The sequence below is a fragment of the Brenneria corticis genome (assembly GCF_003115855.1).
In the GTDB taxonomy this organism is placed as follows: Bacteria; Pseudomonadota; Gammaproteobacteria; order Enterobacterales; family Enterobacteriaceae; genus Brenneria; species Brenneria corticis.
Genome location: NZ_KZ819084.1, coordinates 114,067 through 130,934 on the forward strand (window position 1 = coordinate 114,067; position 16,868 = coordinate 130,934).

Annotated in this window: 17 protein-coding genes; 10 read left to right on the forward strand and 7 right to left on the reverse strand. The window is 61.2% G+C overall.

What is annotated here, in order from left to right:
• Positions 1-38 precede the first annotated feature (38 nt).
• Genes DDT56_RS15715 through DDT56_RS15730 form a run of 4 tightly spaced genes read left to right on the forward strand, consistent with a single transcriptional unit; the run spans position 39 to position 3,814 of the window.
• Positions 39-1,094, forward strand: coding sequence for an acyl-CoA dehydrogenase family protein (locus tag DDT56_RS15715; RefSeq protein WP_136167376.1), 1,056 nt, complete (start codon positions 39-41; stop codon positions 1,092-1,094).
• A complete protein-coding gene (locus DDT56_RS15720) occupies positions 1,091-1,894 on the forward strand; it encodes an ABC transporter ATP-binding protein (protein WP_136167377.1) in 804 nt (267 codons plus the stop codon). The genes DDT56_RS15715 and DDT56_RS15720 overlap by 4 nt, the downstream gene beginning before the upstream one ends.
• Positions 1,878-3,068: an ABC transporter substrate-binding protein gene (locus tag DDT56_RS15725; RefSeq protein ID WP_136167378.1), complete on the forward strand. Its 1,191-nt coding sequence runs from the start codon at positions 1,878-1,880 to the stop codon at positions 3,066-3,068. Before DDT56_RS15720 ends, DDT56_RS15725 begins: the two co-directional genes overlap by 17 nt.
• Positions 3,065-3,814 (forward strand): ABC transporter permease, encoded by a 750-nt coding sequence (locus DDT56_RS15730; protein WP_136167379.1) that lies wholly within the window; start codon positions 3,065-3,067, stop codon positions 3,812-3,814. Before DDT56_RS15725 ends, DDT56_RS15730 begins: the two co-directional genes overlap by 4 nt.
• 53 nt (positions 3,815-3,867) lie before the next feature.
• Here DDT56_RS15730 and DDT56_RS15735 read toward each other — a convergent pair whose 3' ends face one another.
• Together DDT56_RS15735 and betC are read right to left on the reverse strand one after the other, a co-directional pair.
• Positions 3,868-4,818 carry a choline ABC transporter substrate-binding protein gene (locus tag DDT56_RS15735; protein ID WP_136167380.1) on the reverse strand — a complete coding sequence of 317 codons (951 nt, stop codon included), beginning with the start codon at positions 4,816-4,818 and terminating at the stop codon, positions 3,868-3,870.
• Between the two features lie 14 nt (positions 4,819-4,832).
• Positions 4,833-6,368, reverse strand: a complete 1,536-nt coding sequence (betC, locus tag DDT56_RS15740; protein ID WP_136167381.1) for a choline-sulfatase — start codon at positions 6,366-6,368, stop codon at positions 4,833-4,835.
• 108 nt (positions 6,369-6,476) lie between these two features.
• Between betC and DDT56_RS15745 the strand changes: the two genes are divergently transcribed.
• The 4 genes from DDT56_RS15745 (at position 6,477) to DDT56_RS15760 (ending at position 10,674) form a co-directional block, all read left to right on the forward strand.
• On the forward strand, positions 6,477-7,421 hold the full coding sequence (locus DDT56_RS15745; RefSeq protein ID WP_136167382.1) for a choline sulfate utilization transcriptional regulator: 945 nt from the start codon (positions 6,477-6,479) through the stop codon (positions 7,419-7,421).
• 141 nt (positions 7,422-7,562) lie between these two features.
• Positions 7,563-8,453, forward strand: coding sequence for a quaternary amine ABC transporter ATP-binding protein (locus DDT56_RS15750; RefSeq protein ID WP_136167383.1), 891 nt, complete (start codon positions 7,563-7,565; stop codon positions 8,451-8,453).
• Entirely contained in the window at positions 8,446-9,282 is an 837-nt protein-coding gene (locus DDT56_RS15755; RefSeq protein WP_136167384.1) for an ABC transporter permease, read from the forward strand. The genes DDT56_RS15750 and DDT56_RS15755 overlap by 8 nt, the downstream gene beginning before the upstream one ends.
• Positions 9,283-9,414: 132 nt before the next feature.
• On the forward strand, positions 9,415-10,674 hold the full coding sequence (locus tag DDT56_RS15760) for an OmpP1/FadL family transporter (RefSeq protein ID WP_136167385.1): 1,260 nt from the start codon (positions 9,415-9,417) through the stop codon (positions 10,672-10,674).
• Positions 10,675-10,697: 23 nt separating this feature from the next.
• Here the strand turns inward: DDT56_RS15760 and DDT56_RS15765 are convergent, their stop codons facing one another.
• Complete coding sequence (locus tag DDT56_RS15765; protein ID WP_136167386.1) at positions 10,698-11,939, reverse strand: anaerobic sulfatase maturase; 1,242 nt, start codon at positions 11,937-11,939, stop codon at positions 10,698-10,700.
• 42 nt (positions 11,940-11,981) lie between these two features.
• Positions 11,982-12,743, reverse strand: a complete 762-nt coding sequence (locus DDT56_RS15770; protein WP_136167387.1) for an SDR family oxidoreductase — start codon at positions 12,741-12,743, stop codon at positions 11,982-11,984.
• Between the two features lie 117 nt (positions 12,744-12,860).
• Between DDT56_RS15770 and DDT56_RS15775 the strand changes: the two genes are divergently transcribed.
• Positions 12,861-13,442 carry a TetR/AcrR family transcriptional regulator gene (locus tag DDT56_RS15775; protein WP_305764590.1) on the forward strand — a complete coding sequence of 194 codons (582 nt, stop codon included), beginning with the start codon at positions 12,861-12,863 and terminating at the stop codon, positions 13,440-13,442.
• Between the two features lie 10 nt (positions 13,443-13,452).
• Here DDT56_RS15775 and DDT56_RS15780 read toward each other — a convergent pair whose 3' ends face one another.
• From DDT56_RS15780 to DDT56_RS15790, 3 genes are all read right to left on the reverse strand, one after another.
• Entirely contained in the window at positions 13,453-14,145 is a 693-nt protein-coding gene (locus tag DDT56_RS15780) for a DsbA family oxidoreductase (RefSeq protein WP_168197639.1), read from the reverse strand.
• Between the two features lie 2 nt (positions 14,146-14,147).
• Complete coding sequence (locus tag DDT56_RS15785) at positions 14,148-15,257, reverse strand: alkene reductase (protein ID WP_136167389.1); 1,110 nt, start codon at positions 15,255-15,257, stop codon at positions 14,148-14,150.
• 139 nt (positions 15,258-15,396) lie between these two features.
• A complete protein-coding gene (locus DDT56_RS15790; protein ID WP_136167390.1) occupies positions 15,397-16,314 on the reverse strand; it encodes an SDR family oxidoreductase in 918 nt (305 codons plus the stop codon).
• Positions 16,315-16,393: 79 nt separating this feature from the next.
• Between DDT56_RS15790 and DDT56_RS15795 the strand changes: the two genes are divergently transcribed.
• Positions 16,394-16,858 (forward strand): winged helix-turn-helix transcriptional regulator, encoded by a 465-nt coding sequence (locus DDT56_RS15795; protein ID WP_136167391.1) that lies wholly within the window; start codon positions 16,394-16,396, stop codon positions 16,856-16,858.
• Positions 16,859-16,868: the final 10 nt, after the last annotated feature.

A 16,868-nucleotide genomic window follows, 5' to 3' on the forward strand; every position in this document is an offset into this window, starting at 1 on the left:
CGCTCCCTGTTACGCGCCGATACCCACGAGGGCTCTGAATGCTGAATGATACCTTGCGCCGCTGGCTGAGCGCCGAGGCCAACGATCTGGACCAATCCGCCGCGCAGTCCGCCGTTTTGCCGTCACGCCTGGGCGACGCCGGTCTGTTTCGCATCGGCGTGCCGGACGAACTCGGCGGCAGCGGCGGCGCCATTATCGACGCCATAGAGGCGGTGAGCGAGGTGGCGCGCTGCTCGCTCACCGCCGCATTCGTCTTCTGGGGGCATCGCACCTATATCGAGCTGCTGCTGCAATCCCCCCAATCGGCGCTGCGCGAAAGTCAACTGCCCGATCTGCTGGCGGGAAAAACCGCCGGCGCCACCGGGTTGTCCAACGCGATGAAGTTTCTCTCAGGACTTGAGGAGCTACAGGTCACCGGCCGCGAAGACGAGAAGGGCTGGACGGTGGACGGGCGGCTGCACTGGGTGACCAATCTGCAGCGCGCCGGGTTTCAGGTGATGACGGTGGTGCGTCCGCTGGACGATCGGCCGCCGTTTATCGCCGCCATCGCCTCCGATCTTGACGGCGTGCGGCGTTCCGAGGACCTGAATCTGATGTCGATGCGCGGGAGCGCCACCGCGGCGCTGGATTTTGCACAGGTCAGGCTGGATCGGTCCGCCATTGTGCATTCCGACGCCGAGACGTTTTTGCCGCAGGTGCGCCCGCGCTTTCTGGGCCTGCAATGCGGCATGGCGCTCGGCCTGACGCGGCAGGTACTGGAAAACTGCCGTGAGCGTCTGAGCCGCGGCCACTTACTGTATGAGGAGTGGCGGCAACTGCAGCGAAGCTATGACGATATCCAAACACAATTACTGCGCGGAGTAAGCCAGGAGCGTTTCACCCAGCGGCCCGCCGAGATGTTCCGCCTGCGCATCGCGCTGATCGAGCTGGCGCTGCAAGGGATACAGCTGGAACTGGTGCTGCGCGGCGGCAAAGCCTACCTCTCCCCGGAAGGCGACCACTTCGCCCGGCGCTGGCGGGAAAGCGCCTTTTTACCGCTGATCACCCCGAGCATTATGCAGCTCAGGCACCAGCTGGCGGAGACCGCCCGATGAGCGCGCTGCTTGACGCGCAAGGGCTGATGGTCGGCTACCGCCAGGGCGCCGCCGCCACCGTGCTGCTGGACGGCATCGATTTTTCGCTGAACGACAATGAGATTGTCGTGGTGGTGGGCAGCAGCGGGGTCGGGAAATCCAGCCTGTTGCGTATTCTGGCCGGTCTGGAAAAAGCGCTTTCCGGCCGGGTCGCCTATCGGGGGGAGCCGCTGAACGGCCCGCATCCGCATCTGTCGGTGGCTTTTCAGGATCCCACGCTGCTGCCGTGGCGCACGCTGGAGCAAAACGTGGCCTTCGGTCTCAATTTCCGCCATCAGCCCAGGCTGAGCGCCGGCGAGCGCCGGGAGCGCATCGTCCAGGCGATCGAGGCTGTGGGGCTACAGGGGCACGCCGGCAAACTGCCGGCGCAGCTGTCCGGCGGCATGGCGCAGCGGGCGGCGCTGGCGCGCTGCCTGGCAAGGCGGCCGCGGGTGATGCTGCTTGACGAGCCCTTCAGCTCGCTGGATGAGATAACCCGCCAAGAGATGCAGCGTTTACTGGTAGCGGTGCTGCGCCGGCACCGCATGTCGGCGCTGATGATTACCCATGATATTGATGAAGCCTTGCTGATCGCCGATCGGGTGATTTTATTGGGCGGCAGTCCGGGTCATGTGGCCGGCAGCTGGAGCATCGATCTTCCTCATCCGCGCGATGACGCGCTGGAGGCGCTGGCTCGCTATCGGCTGGATATTGTGAAAAAACTGCGCGATTCGCGCGCGATTGGAAAAACAACGGAGGTAGCAAATGTGTCGGACCTGTAATGCAATGTCGCGCCGCGATTTCCTCAGACTGAGCGCGTTGCTCAGCGCGGGCGCCGCGCTGCCGCTGGTTATGCAGCAGCAGGCTCGCGCCGCCGTCGAGCCCGACGCGCCGGTACGCATCGGCTATCTGCCGATCACCGACGCCTCGCCGCTGCTGGTGGCTCATGCCCGCGGCCTGTTCAGCCAGTCCGGGCTGGAGGCGGAGCGCCCGGTGATGTTTCGCAGCTGGTCGCAGCTGATTGAGGCGTTTATTTCCGGCAAGGTCAACGTCATCCATATGTTGTCGCCGGTGACGGTGTGGGCGCGTTTTCAGGCGCGCATCCCGGCGAAAGTGGTGGCCTGGAACCATACCAACGGTTCCGCGCTGACCGTGGCGCCGCAGATCGCGCGCTTAGCCGATCTGGCCGGGAAAACCGTGGCGGTGCCGTTCTGGTACTCGATCCATAACGTGGTGTTACAGCAGATGCTGCGTCAGGCGGGACTACAGGCGGTGACCGGCAAACCCGGCGACCGGCAGGTACAGCTTATCGTTATGCCGCCTTCCGATATGGTGCCCGCGCTGGCCGCCGGGCAAATTCACGGGTTTATCGTCGCCGAGCCGTTTAACGCGCTGGCGGAGGCGCGCAAGGTGGGGCGGGTGCTGCGTTTTACCGGCGACGTATGGCAGAGCCACGCCTGCTGCGTGGTGTTTATGCACGAAAGCGATCTGGCGCAGCGCCCGGCATGGAGCCAGAATGTGGTCAATGCCGTCGTCGACGCGCAAAAATGGATTCGACATAACCGCGCGGAAACCGCGGCGCTGCTTTCGCGCAGCGACGATCGCCGCTATACGCCGCACGAGCGCGAGGTGTTGCAGCAGGTGCTGGATCCCGCGGCGGACAATCTTGCGCGCTGGCGGGCGGACGGCGCGATTTCCCACCCGGAGTGGCATCAGCAGCGGATTGATTTTCAGCCTTACCCCTACGAGGATTATTTCCTTAAGCTTATCGAACAGCTGAAAACCACGGTGATGGAAGGCAACGCCGACTTTCTGGCCGATCTGGATCCGCAGGCGGCCACCGCGCAGTTGGTGGACGATCGCTTTGTGCGCAACAGTATTGCGCGGGCAGGCGGGCAGAGCGCGTTTGGCCTGACGGACGGCGTGTTTGCGCGTAAGGAAGTCATCGCGCCATGAAGCTTTTTTTCCTGCGCCTCGTCTGGGGCGTGCCCGGCCTGCTCATCGCGTTGATTGTCTGGTGGCTGGCGACCCGTTCGCTGGACGGCATCGCCGGCCTGTTTGCGCCCGCCGCCGCCTTCGCCAGCCTGTGGGAGATGCTGTGGCACGGCAATCTGCTGGAGCACGGCGCGGTCAGCCTGCAACGCGTCGGCATCGGGCTGCTGCTGGCTCTGCTTATCGGCATTCCCATCGGCCTGCTGATCGGCTGTTTCACCGCGTTGGAACGGCTGTCGATGCCGGTCCTGCAGTTGCTGAGGATGATTTCGCCGCTCTCCTGGATGCCGGTGGCGGTGATGGCGCTGGGGGTCGGCGATCGTCCGGTGTGGTTTTTGCTGACCTTTGCGGCGGTGTGGCCGATGATCATCAATACCGCCAGCGGGGTAAAACACCTGCATGCCGGCTGGCTGATGCTGGCGCGCTCCCTGAGCGCCACGCCGCTGGAAACCTTGTGGCACATTATTCTGCCGGGGATTTTAAGCCATCTGCTCACCGGCATCCGGCTGGCGATCGGCATTCTGTGGATTGTGCTGGTGCCCTGCGAAATGCTTGGCGTGACGTCGGGACTGGGATACGCCATTCTCGACGCCCGCGACCGTCTGGCTTACTCGGAGCTGATGGCGGTGATCGTCACCATCGGCGTGATTGGCTTTGCCATGGATGGTCTGTCGCGGCTGCTTATCCAGCGCTACGCGATAAAACCCTAAGCGCCGCGCTAAATCCCCCGCTTTAGGGTAAACGGGGGATTCAGCCCGCCCGATTAACGCGACAAGGACTGGCGCACGGCGTCAAGCCCCGGTTTGCCGTCCAGCGTGGTGACGTTGTTCAGCCAGGGTTCAAGCTGTTGCGGGTTAGCGCTGATTTCGGCGCGCGCGGCGTCACGCGGCGTTTGCTTATCGTCCAGCAGGCGTTTGATCACCTTGTTTTCCAGGTCGACGCTGAATTGCAGATTGCTGAACAGCCGGGCGACGTTGGGGCAAGCCTGCGCATAGCTTTTGCGAACTACGGTATTGACCGTCGCGCTGCCGTAATTCGGCCCGAACCACTCATCGCCGCCGCCAAGGTAGACCAGGGAATGACGGGTATTCATCGCGTGGGGCTCCCAGCCGAGGAAGACGATCCACTCTTTTTTATTCACCGCCCGCTCAACCTGCGCCAGCATGCCGCTTTCGCTGGATTCCACCAGCGACCAGTCGTCAAGGCCGAGCTCCTTCTGGTCGATCATGCGTTTGATATTCTGGTTGGCCGGCGCGCCTGGCGCGATGCCGTAAATTTTATGCTGGAACCGATCGCCGTATTTCGCCAGATCGGCAAAGTCTTTTACCCCGGCCTGGGCGACGTAATCCGGCACCGCCAGGGTGAATTTGGCGCTGGCCAGGTTGGCGGTCAATACTTCAACCGAACCGTCGCGGGTGAATTTTTCAATTACCGGCTGTTGCGCGGGCATCCAGTTTCCCAGAAAAACGTCCAGCTGGGAGGATTTCAGGCCCTGAAAGCCCAGCGCGACCGACAGGTTTTGCACCTGCTGCCGATAGCCCAGCCCTTCCAGCAACACGCCGGCCAGCGCATTGGTGGCGTTGATGTCGGTCCAGCCCGGATCGGACATTCTCACTAACCGGCAGCTGGCGTCGTCGACGGCGGCCTGGGCCGAAAAAGCGCTGCCGAGCAGTAAGGGGATAAGCAGTGTGACGGCGGAATGGCGAAAGCGCATGATAAATTCCCGTGTTATTGGTTAGGGGAGGAAGAGTGAGGACGTGGAAAACGCGCCACCGCCTCTTGTTCATCCAGTGTCTGGTTGTTGCGAATATAGCGGCGGCTGGCGTCCTGCACCGGCTGATAGTCCCACGCCGGCGCCGTGCCGTGCGCCAGCGCCCGGTTGAGGAACAGGCGGTTTTGCTGGCTTTGCAATACGCGCTGGTGCAGCGCCGGCAGATCCCAGCGCGACGCCACCTCGTCCCGCAGCGCCGACAGCACCGGCAGGCAAGCGGCGTCCGCGGCCAGATTGTTCAGTTCATGCGGATCTTCGCGCAGGTTGAACAACAGTTCGGGATCGCTGAGGGAATGGACGTATTTCCAGTCGCCGCGGCGGATCATCACGATGGGCGCCAGCGCGCCTTCCGCCAGATATTCGGCGTAAACGCCGTCGTGCCCGGCTTCCCGGCGCAGATGGGGCAGCAGACTGTGCCCGGCCAGCGTCGCGGGCAGCGACGACGGCTCGCCGCCCGCCAGCTCCACCAGCGTGGGCAGCAGGTCGGCCAGCGAGACGCTGGCGTCGACGCGATGCGCGGCAAAGCGGTCCGGCGCATGGACGATAAACGGGATGCGCGCGGCGCCCTCGAAGAAGCCCATTTTATACCACAGTCCGCGTTCGCCGAGCATTTCGCCATGATCGGAAATCACCAGCACGATGGTATCCTCGGCCAATCCGGTCTCTTCCAGGGTCGCGAGAACGGCGCCGAACTGATCGTCGACATAAGAGACCGCGCCATAGTAAGCGTGGCGCGCGCGGCGGATCTGTTCGTCGCTCAGCAGGTCGTCGGTCAGCTGGTATATCTTGCGCAGCCGCCGGGAGTGCGGGTCCGACGGCGCCTGGGCGGCGCTCACCTTCGGTAAATCAATATCCTGCGGCGAATAACGGTCGAGATAAGGCTGCGGTATGGCGAAAGGATCGTGCGGGTGGGTCAGGGACATCAGCAATAGGAACGGCTGCTGATTGCCCTGACGGGCGATATCAAACAGTTTCTGCCGGGTCAGGAACACCGCTTCGTCGTCGAAATCCAGCTGATTGGTGCGAATGCAGGTACCGGCGTCGATCACCGAACTCATATTGTGATACCAGTCGAGCCGCACTTCAGGATTCCGCCAGTCTGGCGTCCAGCCGAAATCGGCGGGGTAAATATCGGTGGTCAGACGTTCATTAAAACCGTGTAGCTGATCGGGGCCGCAAAAATGCATTTTGCCCGCCAGAATGGTGTGATAACCCTGCACGCGCAGATAATGACAAAAGGTCGGCTGCTCCGCGCTGAATTCGGCGGCGTTATCAAAAACGTTATTGGCGGAATTTAACAGCCCGGTCATTAATGTCGCGCGGGACGGCGCGCATAACGGGCTATTGCAATAGGCCGACTCAAACACCACGCCCTGCCGGGATAATTTATCAATATTGGGCGTCTTGGTTATTTTATTACCGTAGGCGGAGAGCGCGCCCGCGGTTAATTGATCGGCCATTAAAATAACGATATTCGGTTTTCTGCTAAGCATATATCTTAAATCACCTTAAGAATGCCACTTCATTAATATAATTTTTTATCTCATAATCTCCACAGGCTGTGAACGGGTTAAAAACTTATGCCTTGATAAGAGGGGATTATGTCAGCAATTAATCGATTACCGTCGCTCCCGGCGTTAATATTTTTCGAGGCGGCGGCCCGTCATCTTAATTTCACCGCGGCGGCCGAAGAACTGGGAACCTCGCAGCCGGCGGTCAGCCAGCGTATTAATCAACTGGAACGCGAACTTGGCGTGGCGTTGTTCGAACGGCGTCATCGCGGCGTATTATTAACGCCGGAAGGCGATCGGCTTTACCATATTGTTTACAGCAGCCTGACGGATATCAGCCAACAGATTGAAAAAATAAAGAAAAAGAAAACCAGAGACACCCTGCGCATCGATACCGACATGGGCTTCGCCAGCTACTGGCTGCTGCCCCGGCTGGATAAGCTACAGCGCCTGATGCCGGACGTGGACGTGCAGATTTCCACGTCACCCAATGACTTCAACCTGCGCGACAGCCATGCCAATCTCTCCATTACCTTCGGCAACGGCCACTGGCCGGGATGCCACAGCGAAAAGCTGTTTCCCGAGCTGGTCGTCCCGGTCTGCACTCCGGCGTTTATTCGTCAGTATGGTCCGCTGGATACGCCGCAATCCTTGCTCAAGGTGCCGCTGCTCAATTTGCCGGAGACCAACCCGAGCCGCTGGCTGACCTGGTATGACTGGTTCGGCGCGCAGCGGATTATCCTTGATAATTCAGTGGCTTCGTTAACCTTTAACGCCTATTCCCTGCTGATCGAGGCGGCGCTGAAAGGCAAGGGCGTGGCATTGGGCTGGATGCCGCTGGTGGGGCAACTGCTGGATGACGGCGAACTGATTATCCCCTGCGGACCGGAGGTGAAAACCGAGCGCGGCTATTACCTGATCCAGTCGCAGCGCGAAAGCGAATCCCCGCTGTATCACCGGGTCAAAGAGTGGCTGATTAACGAATCATTTTCCTTCAAAAGCCGGCATGAGAGTTATTTTCAGCCGCAGGGATGAGTTAAATTATTTTGTTATAACTCAGACGATAAAGTTTTATTGGCGCGCTATTATTTCTTATACAGTGGGCTCCGTTACGCGGATTACTCACTTCTGTATGTATATGCTCGACGTATGGCGAGTATAAGTGTCAGGTGGCCAATGACTGAAAAATTGATTCGAATCGAAGGGCTATATAAAGTTTTTGGCTCCGGCGGGCATAAAGCGATTCCTTATTTACAGGCGGGAACGGACGCCGCGGAATTATTATCCGCGCACGGTTGGTCGGTGGCGTTAAATAATGTTTCGCTGCATATCCGTCAAGGGGAAATATTCGTTATCGTCGGATTGTCAGGGTCGGGTAAATCAACTTTATTGCGTACGCTCAATCGGTTAATTGAACCGACGGCGGGCGAGATCTTTTTTGAAAATAGCGCGCTTTCCGCTTTATCGGCGGCGGAGTTAATCGATCTTCGCCGTCGTTCCATGAGTATGGTCTTTCAGTCATTCGCCTTATTGCCGCGGCGCAACGTGCTGGATAACGTGGCGTTCGGCCTGGAACTGTCGGGGGTCAAGGCCGCCGCCAGATATCAGGCGGCCCTGACGGCTCTGGAGCAGGTGGGACTGGCGCAGGTCGCCCGGCATATGCCGCACCAGCTCTCCGGCGGCATGCAGCAGCGCGTCGGGCTGGCGCGGGCGCTGCTGGTTAATCCGCCCCTGTTGCTGATGGACGAAGCTTTTTCCGCGCTGGACCCGATTAACCGCCGGGAAATGCAGAGCCTGCTGCTGCGGCTACAGGCGGAGCAGCAGCGCACCATCGTTTTCGTCACCCACGATATCGAAGAAGCGCTGCGCATCGGCAACCGGATTGCGATTATGGAACACGGACGTCTGGTGCAGACCGGCACCGCCGAACAGCTGGTGAATGCGCCGGCCAATGCCTATGTGCAACGCTTCTTCTCCGGGATTGATACGTCACGCTATGTGCTGGCGGAAAGCTATGCCGATATTTACCCCGCAACATCCGCGCCGGGAGGATCTACTCATGGCTGAACCGCTAAATTTCAGCAGTCAGATTGACGACGCGGTGCGCTATCTGCTGAGCCAGCATGGCGAGATATTCGAATTTATCGCCGCGCTGCTCGACGGCGTCTCCGGCGGACTGGAACAGGGATTGCTGCTGCTCTCTCCCTGGGGGCTGGTGCTGCTGGCGGTGGCGCTGAGCTGGTGGCGGCTGGGTTGGGGATTCGCGCTCTTCAGCGCGGCCGCGACGCTGTATATCGTCTACAGCGGCTATGCGCAGCACGCGGCGATAACCCTGGGCCTGACCCTGTCGGCGACGTTTTTCAGCCTGTTGCTTGGTATTCCGCTGGGCATCCTGATTGCCCGACATCGGCGCATCGGTATGGCGGTGAGGCCGCTGCTGGATTTTATGCAGACCATGCCGGCGTTTGTTTACCTGATCCCGGCGACCATTCTGTTCGGCCTCGGCAGGCCGCCGGGCATTTTCGCCACGGTACTGTTTTCGATGCCGCCGGTGGTGCGCTTAACCGACCTGGGGATCCGCCAGGTGGATAAAATACTGATAGAGGCCGGGCTGGCGTTCGGCTGTACCCCGCGTCAGCTGCTGCTGAAAGTGCAGTTGCCCAATGCCTTGCCGTCGATTATGGCGGGCGTGAACCAGACCATCATGATGGCGATGTCGATGGTGATTATCGCCTCGATGGTCGGCGCCGGGGGACTGGGCAACGATATCCTGACCAGCATTCAGCAACTGGACGTCGGGCAGGGATTGCAGAGCGGTTTTGTGGTGGTGCTGATGGCGATTCTGCTGGATCGCCTGTCCGCCAGCCTGTGCCGTCAGCCGCCGACCAGGGAGTAAGCGCCGTGCGGATCGATTATTTCCTTCCGATATAAAAATAGCATTCAATATTATTATTAAACGGTATGCATTTGGTTTAATAGTTGACGCCAAGGCGGCCGGATCCGGCGCTATCTTCAGGGAGAAACTATAGTGAGATCCAAAATACGACTGGCTGCGCTGGCGGTGCTGGGCGGCGTCGTCAGCACCCAGGCCGGCGCGACCAATGGCTATTTTATGCACGGCTACGGCATCAAGGCTCAGGGGCAGGCGGGGGTCAGCATCGCCCAGCCGCAGGATGCCCTGGCGGCGGCCAACAATCCGGCCGGCACGGTATGGATCGGCGATCGTCTGGATATCGGCGCGACCCTGTTCGCCCCGGATCGCAGCGCCGAGATCGAAGGGAATGCGGCGGGCGCCAACGGCCGGTACGACGGCAGCGAGAGAAAGTATTTTCTGCTGCCGGAGATCGGCTATAGCAAGCAACTGAACGATCGCCTGGGCGTCGGCGTCGCCGTGTACGGCAACGGCGGCATGAATACCGACTATAAAGAGAATCCCTACGCCGCCTTTGGCGGCAACGGCAGCGCGGGCGTCAATCTGAGCCAGCTGTTTATTACCCCCTCGCTGGCCTATAAGTTTACCGAACGGCAGTCTCTCGGCGTCGGTGTGAATTTCGTCTATCAGCGCTTCTCCGCCAAGGGATTGAACGCGTTTTCCGGTTTTTCCAGCGATGGCGGCAACTTCAACGATCGCGGCAACGACACCTCCACCGGCTGGGGCCTGCGTCTGGGCTGGCAGGGCCGGTTGACCGACGACCTGACGCTGGGGCTGACCTGGTCTTCGAAGATCAAGGCCGGGGAGTTCGACCGCTATGCCGGGCTGTTTGCCGACGGCGGCAGTTTCGACATTCCGGAAAACTACGGCGTGGGGCTGGCGTACAAGGTGACGCCGGCGCTGACGGTATCCGCCGACGTGCAGGAGATCAAATACGGCAGCGTGCGTTCCATCGCCAATGAGTTCAACGTGCAGTCGGTATTCGCGGGCGATAATTTCGGCTCGAAGAACGGCCCCGGTTTCGGCTGGCGGGACGTGACGGTGTATAAGCTGGCCGTCAGCTATGCGCTGAGTCCTGAACTGACGCTGCGCGGCGGTTTCAGCCATGCCGACCAGCCGGTGCAAAAGAGCCAGACCTTCCTCAATGTGCTTGCCCCGGGAGTGATTCGCAACCACCTGAGCGTCGGCCTGACGTGGGCGCCTTCGCCTGACGGAGAGTTGAGCCTGGCCTATACCTACGGCTTCAAGGAGACCGTCAACGGCAATGGCTCCATTCCGGCGGCCTTTGGCGGCGGCGAAGCCAACGTGAAGATGAGCCAGGATATTCTCGGCATCGCCTACGCCTGGAAGTTCTAGCGGCGGCGGTAAAACTTAAGCTATCACCTTGCCTGACTGGCCACCTGGTTCGCCGCGATAAATGCCGCGACGTTCATCACGTTTGCCGGGGAACGGCGCTGCGCGATTTGTTCGGCCATGTAGGTCATATAGGGCGCGACATGTTGAAAAAAGGCCTTGTAACCGCTGCACAGATAATTTTGCCGCTGGTTGCCGAGAGGAATAATTCGGTGCTTCGGACATCCTCCCTGGCATACGAAACGATAGTCGCAGCGTTGGCACGCCGGCGATGACGGCGTTTTCCGGCGGCTGAACTTTTTTTGCTGTTTACCGTAGGCCAGCGTCGATAACGGCGTGGTCATAATATTGCCCAGACGATGTTCCGGGGTGACGAAATGATCGCAGCTATAAATATCGCCGTTTTGTTCAATGATTAATGCTCTGCCGCAGGTGGGTTGCATTACGCAGAGGCTGGGTGTTTCACCGGCCCATGCCGCTAATGTGTTATCGAACAGCTGTACGAATACCCGGCCGACATCCTGACGTACCCATTGGTCAAACACGCTAATCATAAACTTGCCGTAGGCGTCCCCGTTCACCGACCAGGGCATGACGGTTTCACCCAGGCCGTTTTGCCGGCATATCAGTTCGCCGAATTGCTGCCCGGCGCCGGCCGCAGCCGCGGGTTCGACGATGGGAATAAACTGCACGTGCGGGCATGCCAGTTCGCGGGTCAGAAAGTGGTATACCTCGCGGGGATATTTGGCGGTCTCGCTGTTTACCACGGCGAGCAAATTGAACTCGACCTCATGTTTCCTTAAACGCTCGATACCGTCAATCACTTGCCGGAAAACGGACTGGCCGCTGTTGCTCTTGCGGAAGCGGTCGTGCAATGACCGGGGACCATCCACGGATATCCCCACCAGAAAATGATTTTCGGCGAGAAAAGCCGCCCATGCGTCATTAAGCAGCACGCCGTTGGTTTGCAGACTGTTATGGATGCGTCTGCCCTTGCCGTACTGGCTCTGCAAAGCCAGCACCCGGCGGTAAAAGTCCAGCCCCGCCAGGGTGGGCTCGCCGCCCTGCCAGGCGAACATGATCTCTTCGGTCGGCCAGTTCTCAATATATTGTTTGATATATTGACGCAACACCGCGTCATCCATATGCCGTTTGGGGGACGGGCTTTGCAGAACATCTTTCCCTTTGGGCAGATAAAAACAGTATTCGCAGGACAGATTGCACTGAAAGCTGGTCGGTTTGGCCATCAGGTGAAAAGGTTTCTTCATGTTAGCGCCGTTCTGGGGAAAGCGGGCATCTTCCGCACGCTATCAGCTATTGCTCGGCGCTTTTACCGCGGAGAGCAGGTTCAGAACCTCATCGTAGCTGCCGTTGGCTTCGGCGTCACGCAGGAATCTGGCTGACTCCACAATGACTTCCCGCGGCTCGGGGTCGCGATACAGCAGATCCAGGGTTTCGGTGAGGAAATCGTCCAGCGGCATGGAGCGTTCGCTGTTCTGCTGACCGAACAGCGTGGTCCGCACGCCCGGCGGCGCTATTTCTATTACGCTGACCGCGGTGTCGGCAAGCTGAACGCGCAGGCTCTCGCTGAATGAGTGAACCGCCGCCTTGGTGGCGTTGTAGGTGGGGACGGCCGGTAGCGGGACGAACGCCAGCGCGGAGGTGACGTTGAGGATCGCGGCGTCGTCTTTACTCACTAACTGCGGCAAAAAGGCATACACCATGCGGATGGTGCCGAGCAGGTTGATGGCGACGGTCTCTTCGGCGATTTGCAGATCGCCGGGATTGCGCAGGTCTTCCCCCAACATGATGCCGGCATTATTGACTAACACGTTCAGCTCAGGATAGCGGGCCGCCGCCGTTTCGCTGGCGCGGGTAATTGATGCCGGGTCGGTCACATCAAGTTCGAGCGCGTCAATGCCCGGATGGGCGGCGACGATCTGATCGAGCAGCGCCTTACGCCGCCCGGCGACGATTACTTTGTTGCCGGCCTGGTGAAAGCGCAACGCCAGCCCAAGCCCGATGCCTGAGGTGCCGCCGGTGATCAGAATCGTATTGCCTGTAGTTTTCATTAAATATTTCCTATAATTGGCTACAATAACCTAAACGGACACTTGTCCGATTACCACGAGTCAGCATAGCGGACAGCTGTCCGCTTGACAAGATATCCCTTGCGGAGAGGAAAACCAGTGGCCCAGCAGATGGAGACACCGTTACGTTCAGACGCGCTTCAGAATCGCCAACGCATTCTGGAGGTGGCGGTTGGCGAATTGACGCGTTCGGCGGACGTGTCGTTAAGCGCCATCGCCCGAAAGGCGGGGGTCGGGCAAGGGACGTTCTACCGTAATTTCCCCAACCGGGAAGCGCTGGTGATGGAGGTCTACCGTTATGAAATGGAACAGGTCGCCGACTTCGCCGATCGCCTGCTTGAGACCAGTCCGCCGGACGAGGCCCTGCGGGCATGGATGGATCGTCTGGCCCGCTATGCCATGACCAAGGCCGGTCTGGCCGACGCCATCCGTCAGGTGGCGCACGCCCGCGACTGCCCGGGAAAAGCGGGTTATGCGCCGGTGGCCGCGGCGGCCCAGCGTCTGCTCGACGCCAACCAGGAGGCCGGCACCATCCGCCCGGGCGTCACCGTGGACGACTTCTTTCTGGCCATCGCCGGTATCTGGCAGATCGATGCCGGCGAGGACTGGCAACGCCGCCTCACCCGGCTGATGGACCTGGTGATGGACGGACTGCGCGCCGGCGCCCCGGCCGGCGGCTAGTTTCCGCTTTTCAACGGCAGCCGTCGGGACCGCAGACCGCGCCCGTCGTTCCCTGCTCGCGATGGGAAGGTTGAGCCCGCCATGCCTGCTCCAGCGCGGCAAGAAATGTCGGGGCCGGCTGCGCGCCGGAGATCGCCTGCCGGCCGTCGATCAGGAAGAACGGCACGCCGCTGCCGCCTTGGGCCTGCACGGCGCGCTGGTCTTCATCAACGGCGGCCGCATAGGCGTCTGCGTCAAGCACCGCCGCGCAGGCGTCCCGATCGAGGCCGATATCGGCCATCAGCCGCAGCTGGGTCTGGCGCTCGAACAGCGCGGCGTTCTCGGTGAAACCGGCCCGATAGAACCGCTCGACGGCCTGCTCCTGCAAACCTTTTTCGGCGGCGAATTTTACCAGGCGATGAACGTCGAGCGTATCGCCGACAAACGACGCGGCGAGGTGGTACTCCAGATTTTCGCCGGCCGCTTCATTCTCCACGTGCGCCAGCGTGGCGGCAACCCGCTCGGCGGAGCCAAGCCGCTGGACAAGCACGTTCTGCGCGCGTTGCGGCGCGAGGCCGGGCATCAGTCGAAACGCGCGCTGTACCACCTTTACGCGCTCGCGCTGGGGAAAGTCGGCCAGCGCGCGCTCGAAGCGGCGTTTGCCGATCCAGCACCAGGGACAGATAACATCCGACCAGATTTCCACGCTGATAGTCTGGGCCATCGTCATTCCTCCGTTTTCGCCAGCGTCGGATAGTCAATATAGCCGCTTTCGTCTTTTTCCGCGGCGTAGAACGTCGCATAGTCGGGCGCATTGAGTGGGGCATTGCGGCGGAATCTTTCCGCCAGATCCGGGTTGGTCAGGAAAGGCACGCCGTAGGCCACCAGTTCAGCCTCTCCCGCAGTCAGCGCGTTCTCGCCGGACGCGGCATCGTAGCCGCCGTTGACGATCAGCGTGCCGCCAAAGGCTTTACGCAGGTGCGGAGCGATCCGTTCGGCGGAAGCCGGTGCCGCCGCCGGGCCGGCGATCGCTTCGCTGACGTGCAGATAGGCGATGCCCAGGGCGCTCAACCGGCCGGCGAGATAGCCGAAGGTCGCCGCCGGATTGCTATCCGACATGGAGTGCAGCGGCAGGTTCGGCGTAATCTTGTAGCCCACGCGCTGCGCGCCGAACACCTCGACGGCGGCGGCGGTGACTTCCAGCGGGAAGCGGGCGCGGTTCTCGATGCTGCCGCCATAGCGGTCGGTGCGGATATTCGAACCGTCGCGCAGGAACTGGTCGAGCAGATAGCCGGTCGCGCCATGGATCTCCACGCCGTCGAAACCGGCGTTTTTGGCGTTGAGCGCCGCCTGGCGATACTGCTCGACAATGGCGGGGATCTCATCCGTTTCCAGCGCTCGCGGCGCCACCATCGGCGTCTTGCCGTTGGGCGTGAAGACTTCGCCCTCGGCCAGCAGCGCGGACGGCGCGACGGGAAGCTCGCCGCCGTGAAAATCGGGGTGGGAGACGCGGCCCACATGCCATAGCTGGGCGAAGATCAGGCCGCCCGCGTCGTGCACCGCGTCGGTAACGCGCCGCCAGCCGGCGACCTGTTCGGGGGAGTGGATGCCCGGCGTGCGGATATAGCCGACGCCCTGCGGACTGATTTGCGTGGCCTCGGAGACGATCAGCCCGGCGGTGGCGCGCTGGGCGTAGTAGGTCGCCGCCAGCGGGTTGGGAACATTATTCCGTACGGCGCGGCTGCGCGTCATCGGCGCCATGACCAACCGGTTTCTGAGGGTCAGATCGCCGAGACGATAGGGTGAAAACAGCGTGGTGAAATGGGATTGCGACATATGTAAAGCTCCCTTGAAACGTTAAGAAAGAACGCAAACATCGGTGGAACGGCGGCCCTTGTTGCGGCCGCCGCGTCGGTGAAAATCGCCTTAAAGCCGGCCGGTTGCCGGACAGACAAACCTTCCGCCCCCGGCGAATTCAGGGATTAAGCGCGTCTCTGGCCGCCAGCAGGGCCGCGCGGTTATCGACCAGGAAGTCATGCAGACTGCGCGGCGGCTCGCCGGTCAGACGCTCCACGGCATCGCCCACCACATCGACGCCGCCCTGGCGCGTATTGATATCGATCGCCGTCAGCAGTTCGACCACTCCCGCGGGCAATTTGGCCGCCGTCAGTCCATTACGCAAATCCGCGTCGCTGACGGGAATAAGCTCAACGCGGGTATCGAATACGCGGTTAACGATGTCGACGATCTCCGCCGGCGTCAGCGCCTGCGGCCCGGTGACCGCAAGGCGGCGGCTTTCCTCCGTCGCGGAAACCAGCGCCGCGGCGGCGGTTTTCGCCAGATCGTCGCGCCAGACGTGGGCGGTTCGCCCGTCGCCGGCGGCCGAGTACCACTGTCCGGCGGCCAGCACCGGCGGCAGCCACAGAAATACGCTGTCGGCATACCAACTGGGGCGCAGGATGGTGAACGGAATGCCGCTTTTCTCGATGGCCTGCTCGGTGCCGTAATGGTCGGGCGCAAAAGGAATCGGCGAGCCGGGCTCGGGGTTCAGCATCGAGGTGTAGACGATGTGCCGCACCCCGGCTTTGAGCGCGGCATCCACCGCGGCCAGATGCTGACGCCGGCGGCGGGACGGATCGTCCGGCGTATCCGGCGCCGACACGATAAGCAGACGATCGACGCCAGCGAAGGCCGATTGCAGCGTGGCCGGATCGTCGAAGTCCGCCTTACGCGTCTCGGCGCCGCGTGCCGCCAGGTCGGCGAGGCCATCGGGGTTGCGGGTCGCGGCGACGACGTTCGCCGCGCCGCCGTCCAGCAGGTATTCAACCACGCGGCGGCCCAGGTGGCCGCTTGCTCCGGTGACCAGCAGGGTAGGTGACGTCAATGAGGGCATTGGCTTTTCCTTTTCAAGGTGTATTATTAGTCCCAGGTCTACTTTAGAGACCTTATATAAGACTGTAAAGGAGGCAGGTTTGACAGACCAGGTAACAAAAAAGGAACCTAGTGCGGCGCAGCGCTCGAAGATAGCCGAGGCTTTTCAGGCGCTGGAGTCATGGGGCGAGCATAAAGTGGAGTGCCCGGTGCGCGACGTGCTGGACCGCATCGGCGACAAGTGGAGCACGCTGCTGATCGTGGCGCTGGCCGCGGGGCCGCGGCGTTTCAACAATCTGCGGCGGCTGGTGCCCGATATTTCCAAACGAATGCTGACCCAGACATTGCGCGATCTGGAAAGGGACGGATTGATTACCCGCCACGTTTTCGCCACCAAACCGCCCAGCGTCGAGTATCGCTTATCCGAGTTGGGACGCTCGTTGCTCGACCCGCTGGATGTATTGATCGCCTGGGCGGACGAACGCCATGAGGACATTCGCCTGGCGCGCCAGCGGTTCGACGCGCTTGCGGCGCAGCCCGGCGGCGAGGTCTCAGCCGCGCGGTGAATTGTTTGCC

Excerpts from the sequence above, each read along its gene's own strand:
- DDT56_RS15715 (WP_136167376.1), top strand. The coding sequence starts at position 39 with ATGCTGAATGATACCTTGCGCCGCTGGCTGAGCGCCGAGGCCAACGAT.
- DDT56_RS15720 (WP_136167377.1), top strand. The coding sequence starts at position 1,091 with ATGAGCGCGCTGCTTGACGCGCAAGGGCTGATGGTCGGCTACCGCCAG.
- DDT56_RS15725 (WP_136167378.1), top strand. The coding sequence starts at position 1,878 with ATGTGTCGGACCTGTAATGCAATGTCGCGCCGCGATTTCCTCAGACTG.
- DDT56_RS15730 (WP_136167379.1), top strand. The coding sequence starts at position 3,065 with ATGAAGCTTTTTTTCCTGCGCCTCGTCTGGGGCGTGCCCGGCCTGCTC.
- DDT56_RS15735 (WP_136167380.1), bottom strand. The coding sequence starts at position 4,818 with ATGCGCTTTCGCCATTCCGCCGTCACACTGCTTATCCCCTTACTGCTC.
- betC (WP_136167381.1), bottom strand. The coding sequence starts at position 6,368 with ATGCTTAGCAGAAAACCGAATATCGTTATTTTAATGGCCGATCAATTA.
- DDT56_RS15745 (WP_136167382.1), top strand. The coding sequence starts at position 6,477 with ATGTCAGCAATTAATCGATTACCGTCGCTCCCGGCGTTAATATTTTTC.
- DDT56_RS15750 (WP_136167383.1), top strand. The coding sequence starts at position 7,563 with ATGACTGAAAAATTGATTCGAATCGAAGGGCTATATAAAGTTTTTGGC.
- DDT56_RS15755 (WP_136167384.1), top strand. The coding sequence starts at position 8,446 with ATGGCTGAACCGCTAAATTTCAGCAGTCAGATTGACGACGCGGTGCGC.
- DDT56_RS15765 (WP_136167386.1), bottom strand. The coding sequence starts at position 11,939 with ATGAAGAAACCTTTTCACCTGATGGCCAAACCGACCAGCTTTCAGTGC.
- DDT56_RS15770 (WP_136167387.1), bottom strand. The coding sequence starts at position 12,743 with ATGAAAACTACAGGCAATACGATTCTGATCACCGGCGGCACCTCAGGC.
- DDT56_RS15780 (WP_168197639.1), bottom strand. The coding sequence starts at position 14,145 with ATGGCCCAGACTATCAGCGTGGAAATCTGGTCGGATGTTATCTGTCCC.
- DDT56_RS15785 (WP_136167389.1), bottom strand. The coding sequence starts at position 15,257 with ATGTCGCAATCCCATTTCACCACGCTGTTTTCACCCTATCGTCTCGGC.
- DDT56_RS15790 (WP_136167390.1), bottom strand. The coding sequence starts at position 16,314 with ATGCCCTCATTGACGTCACCTACCCTGCTGGTCACCGGAGCAAGCGGC.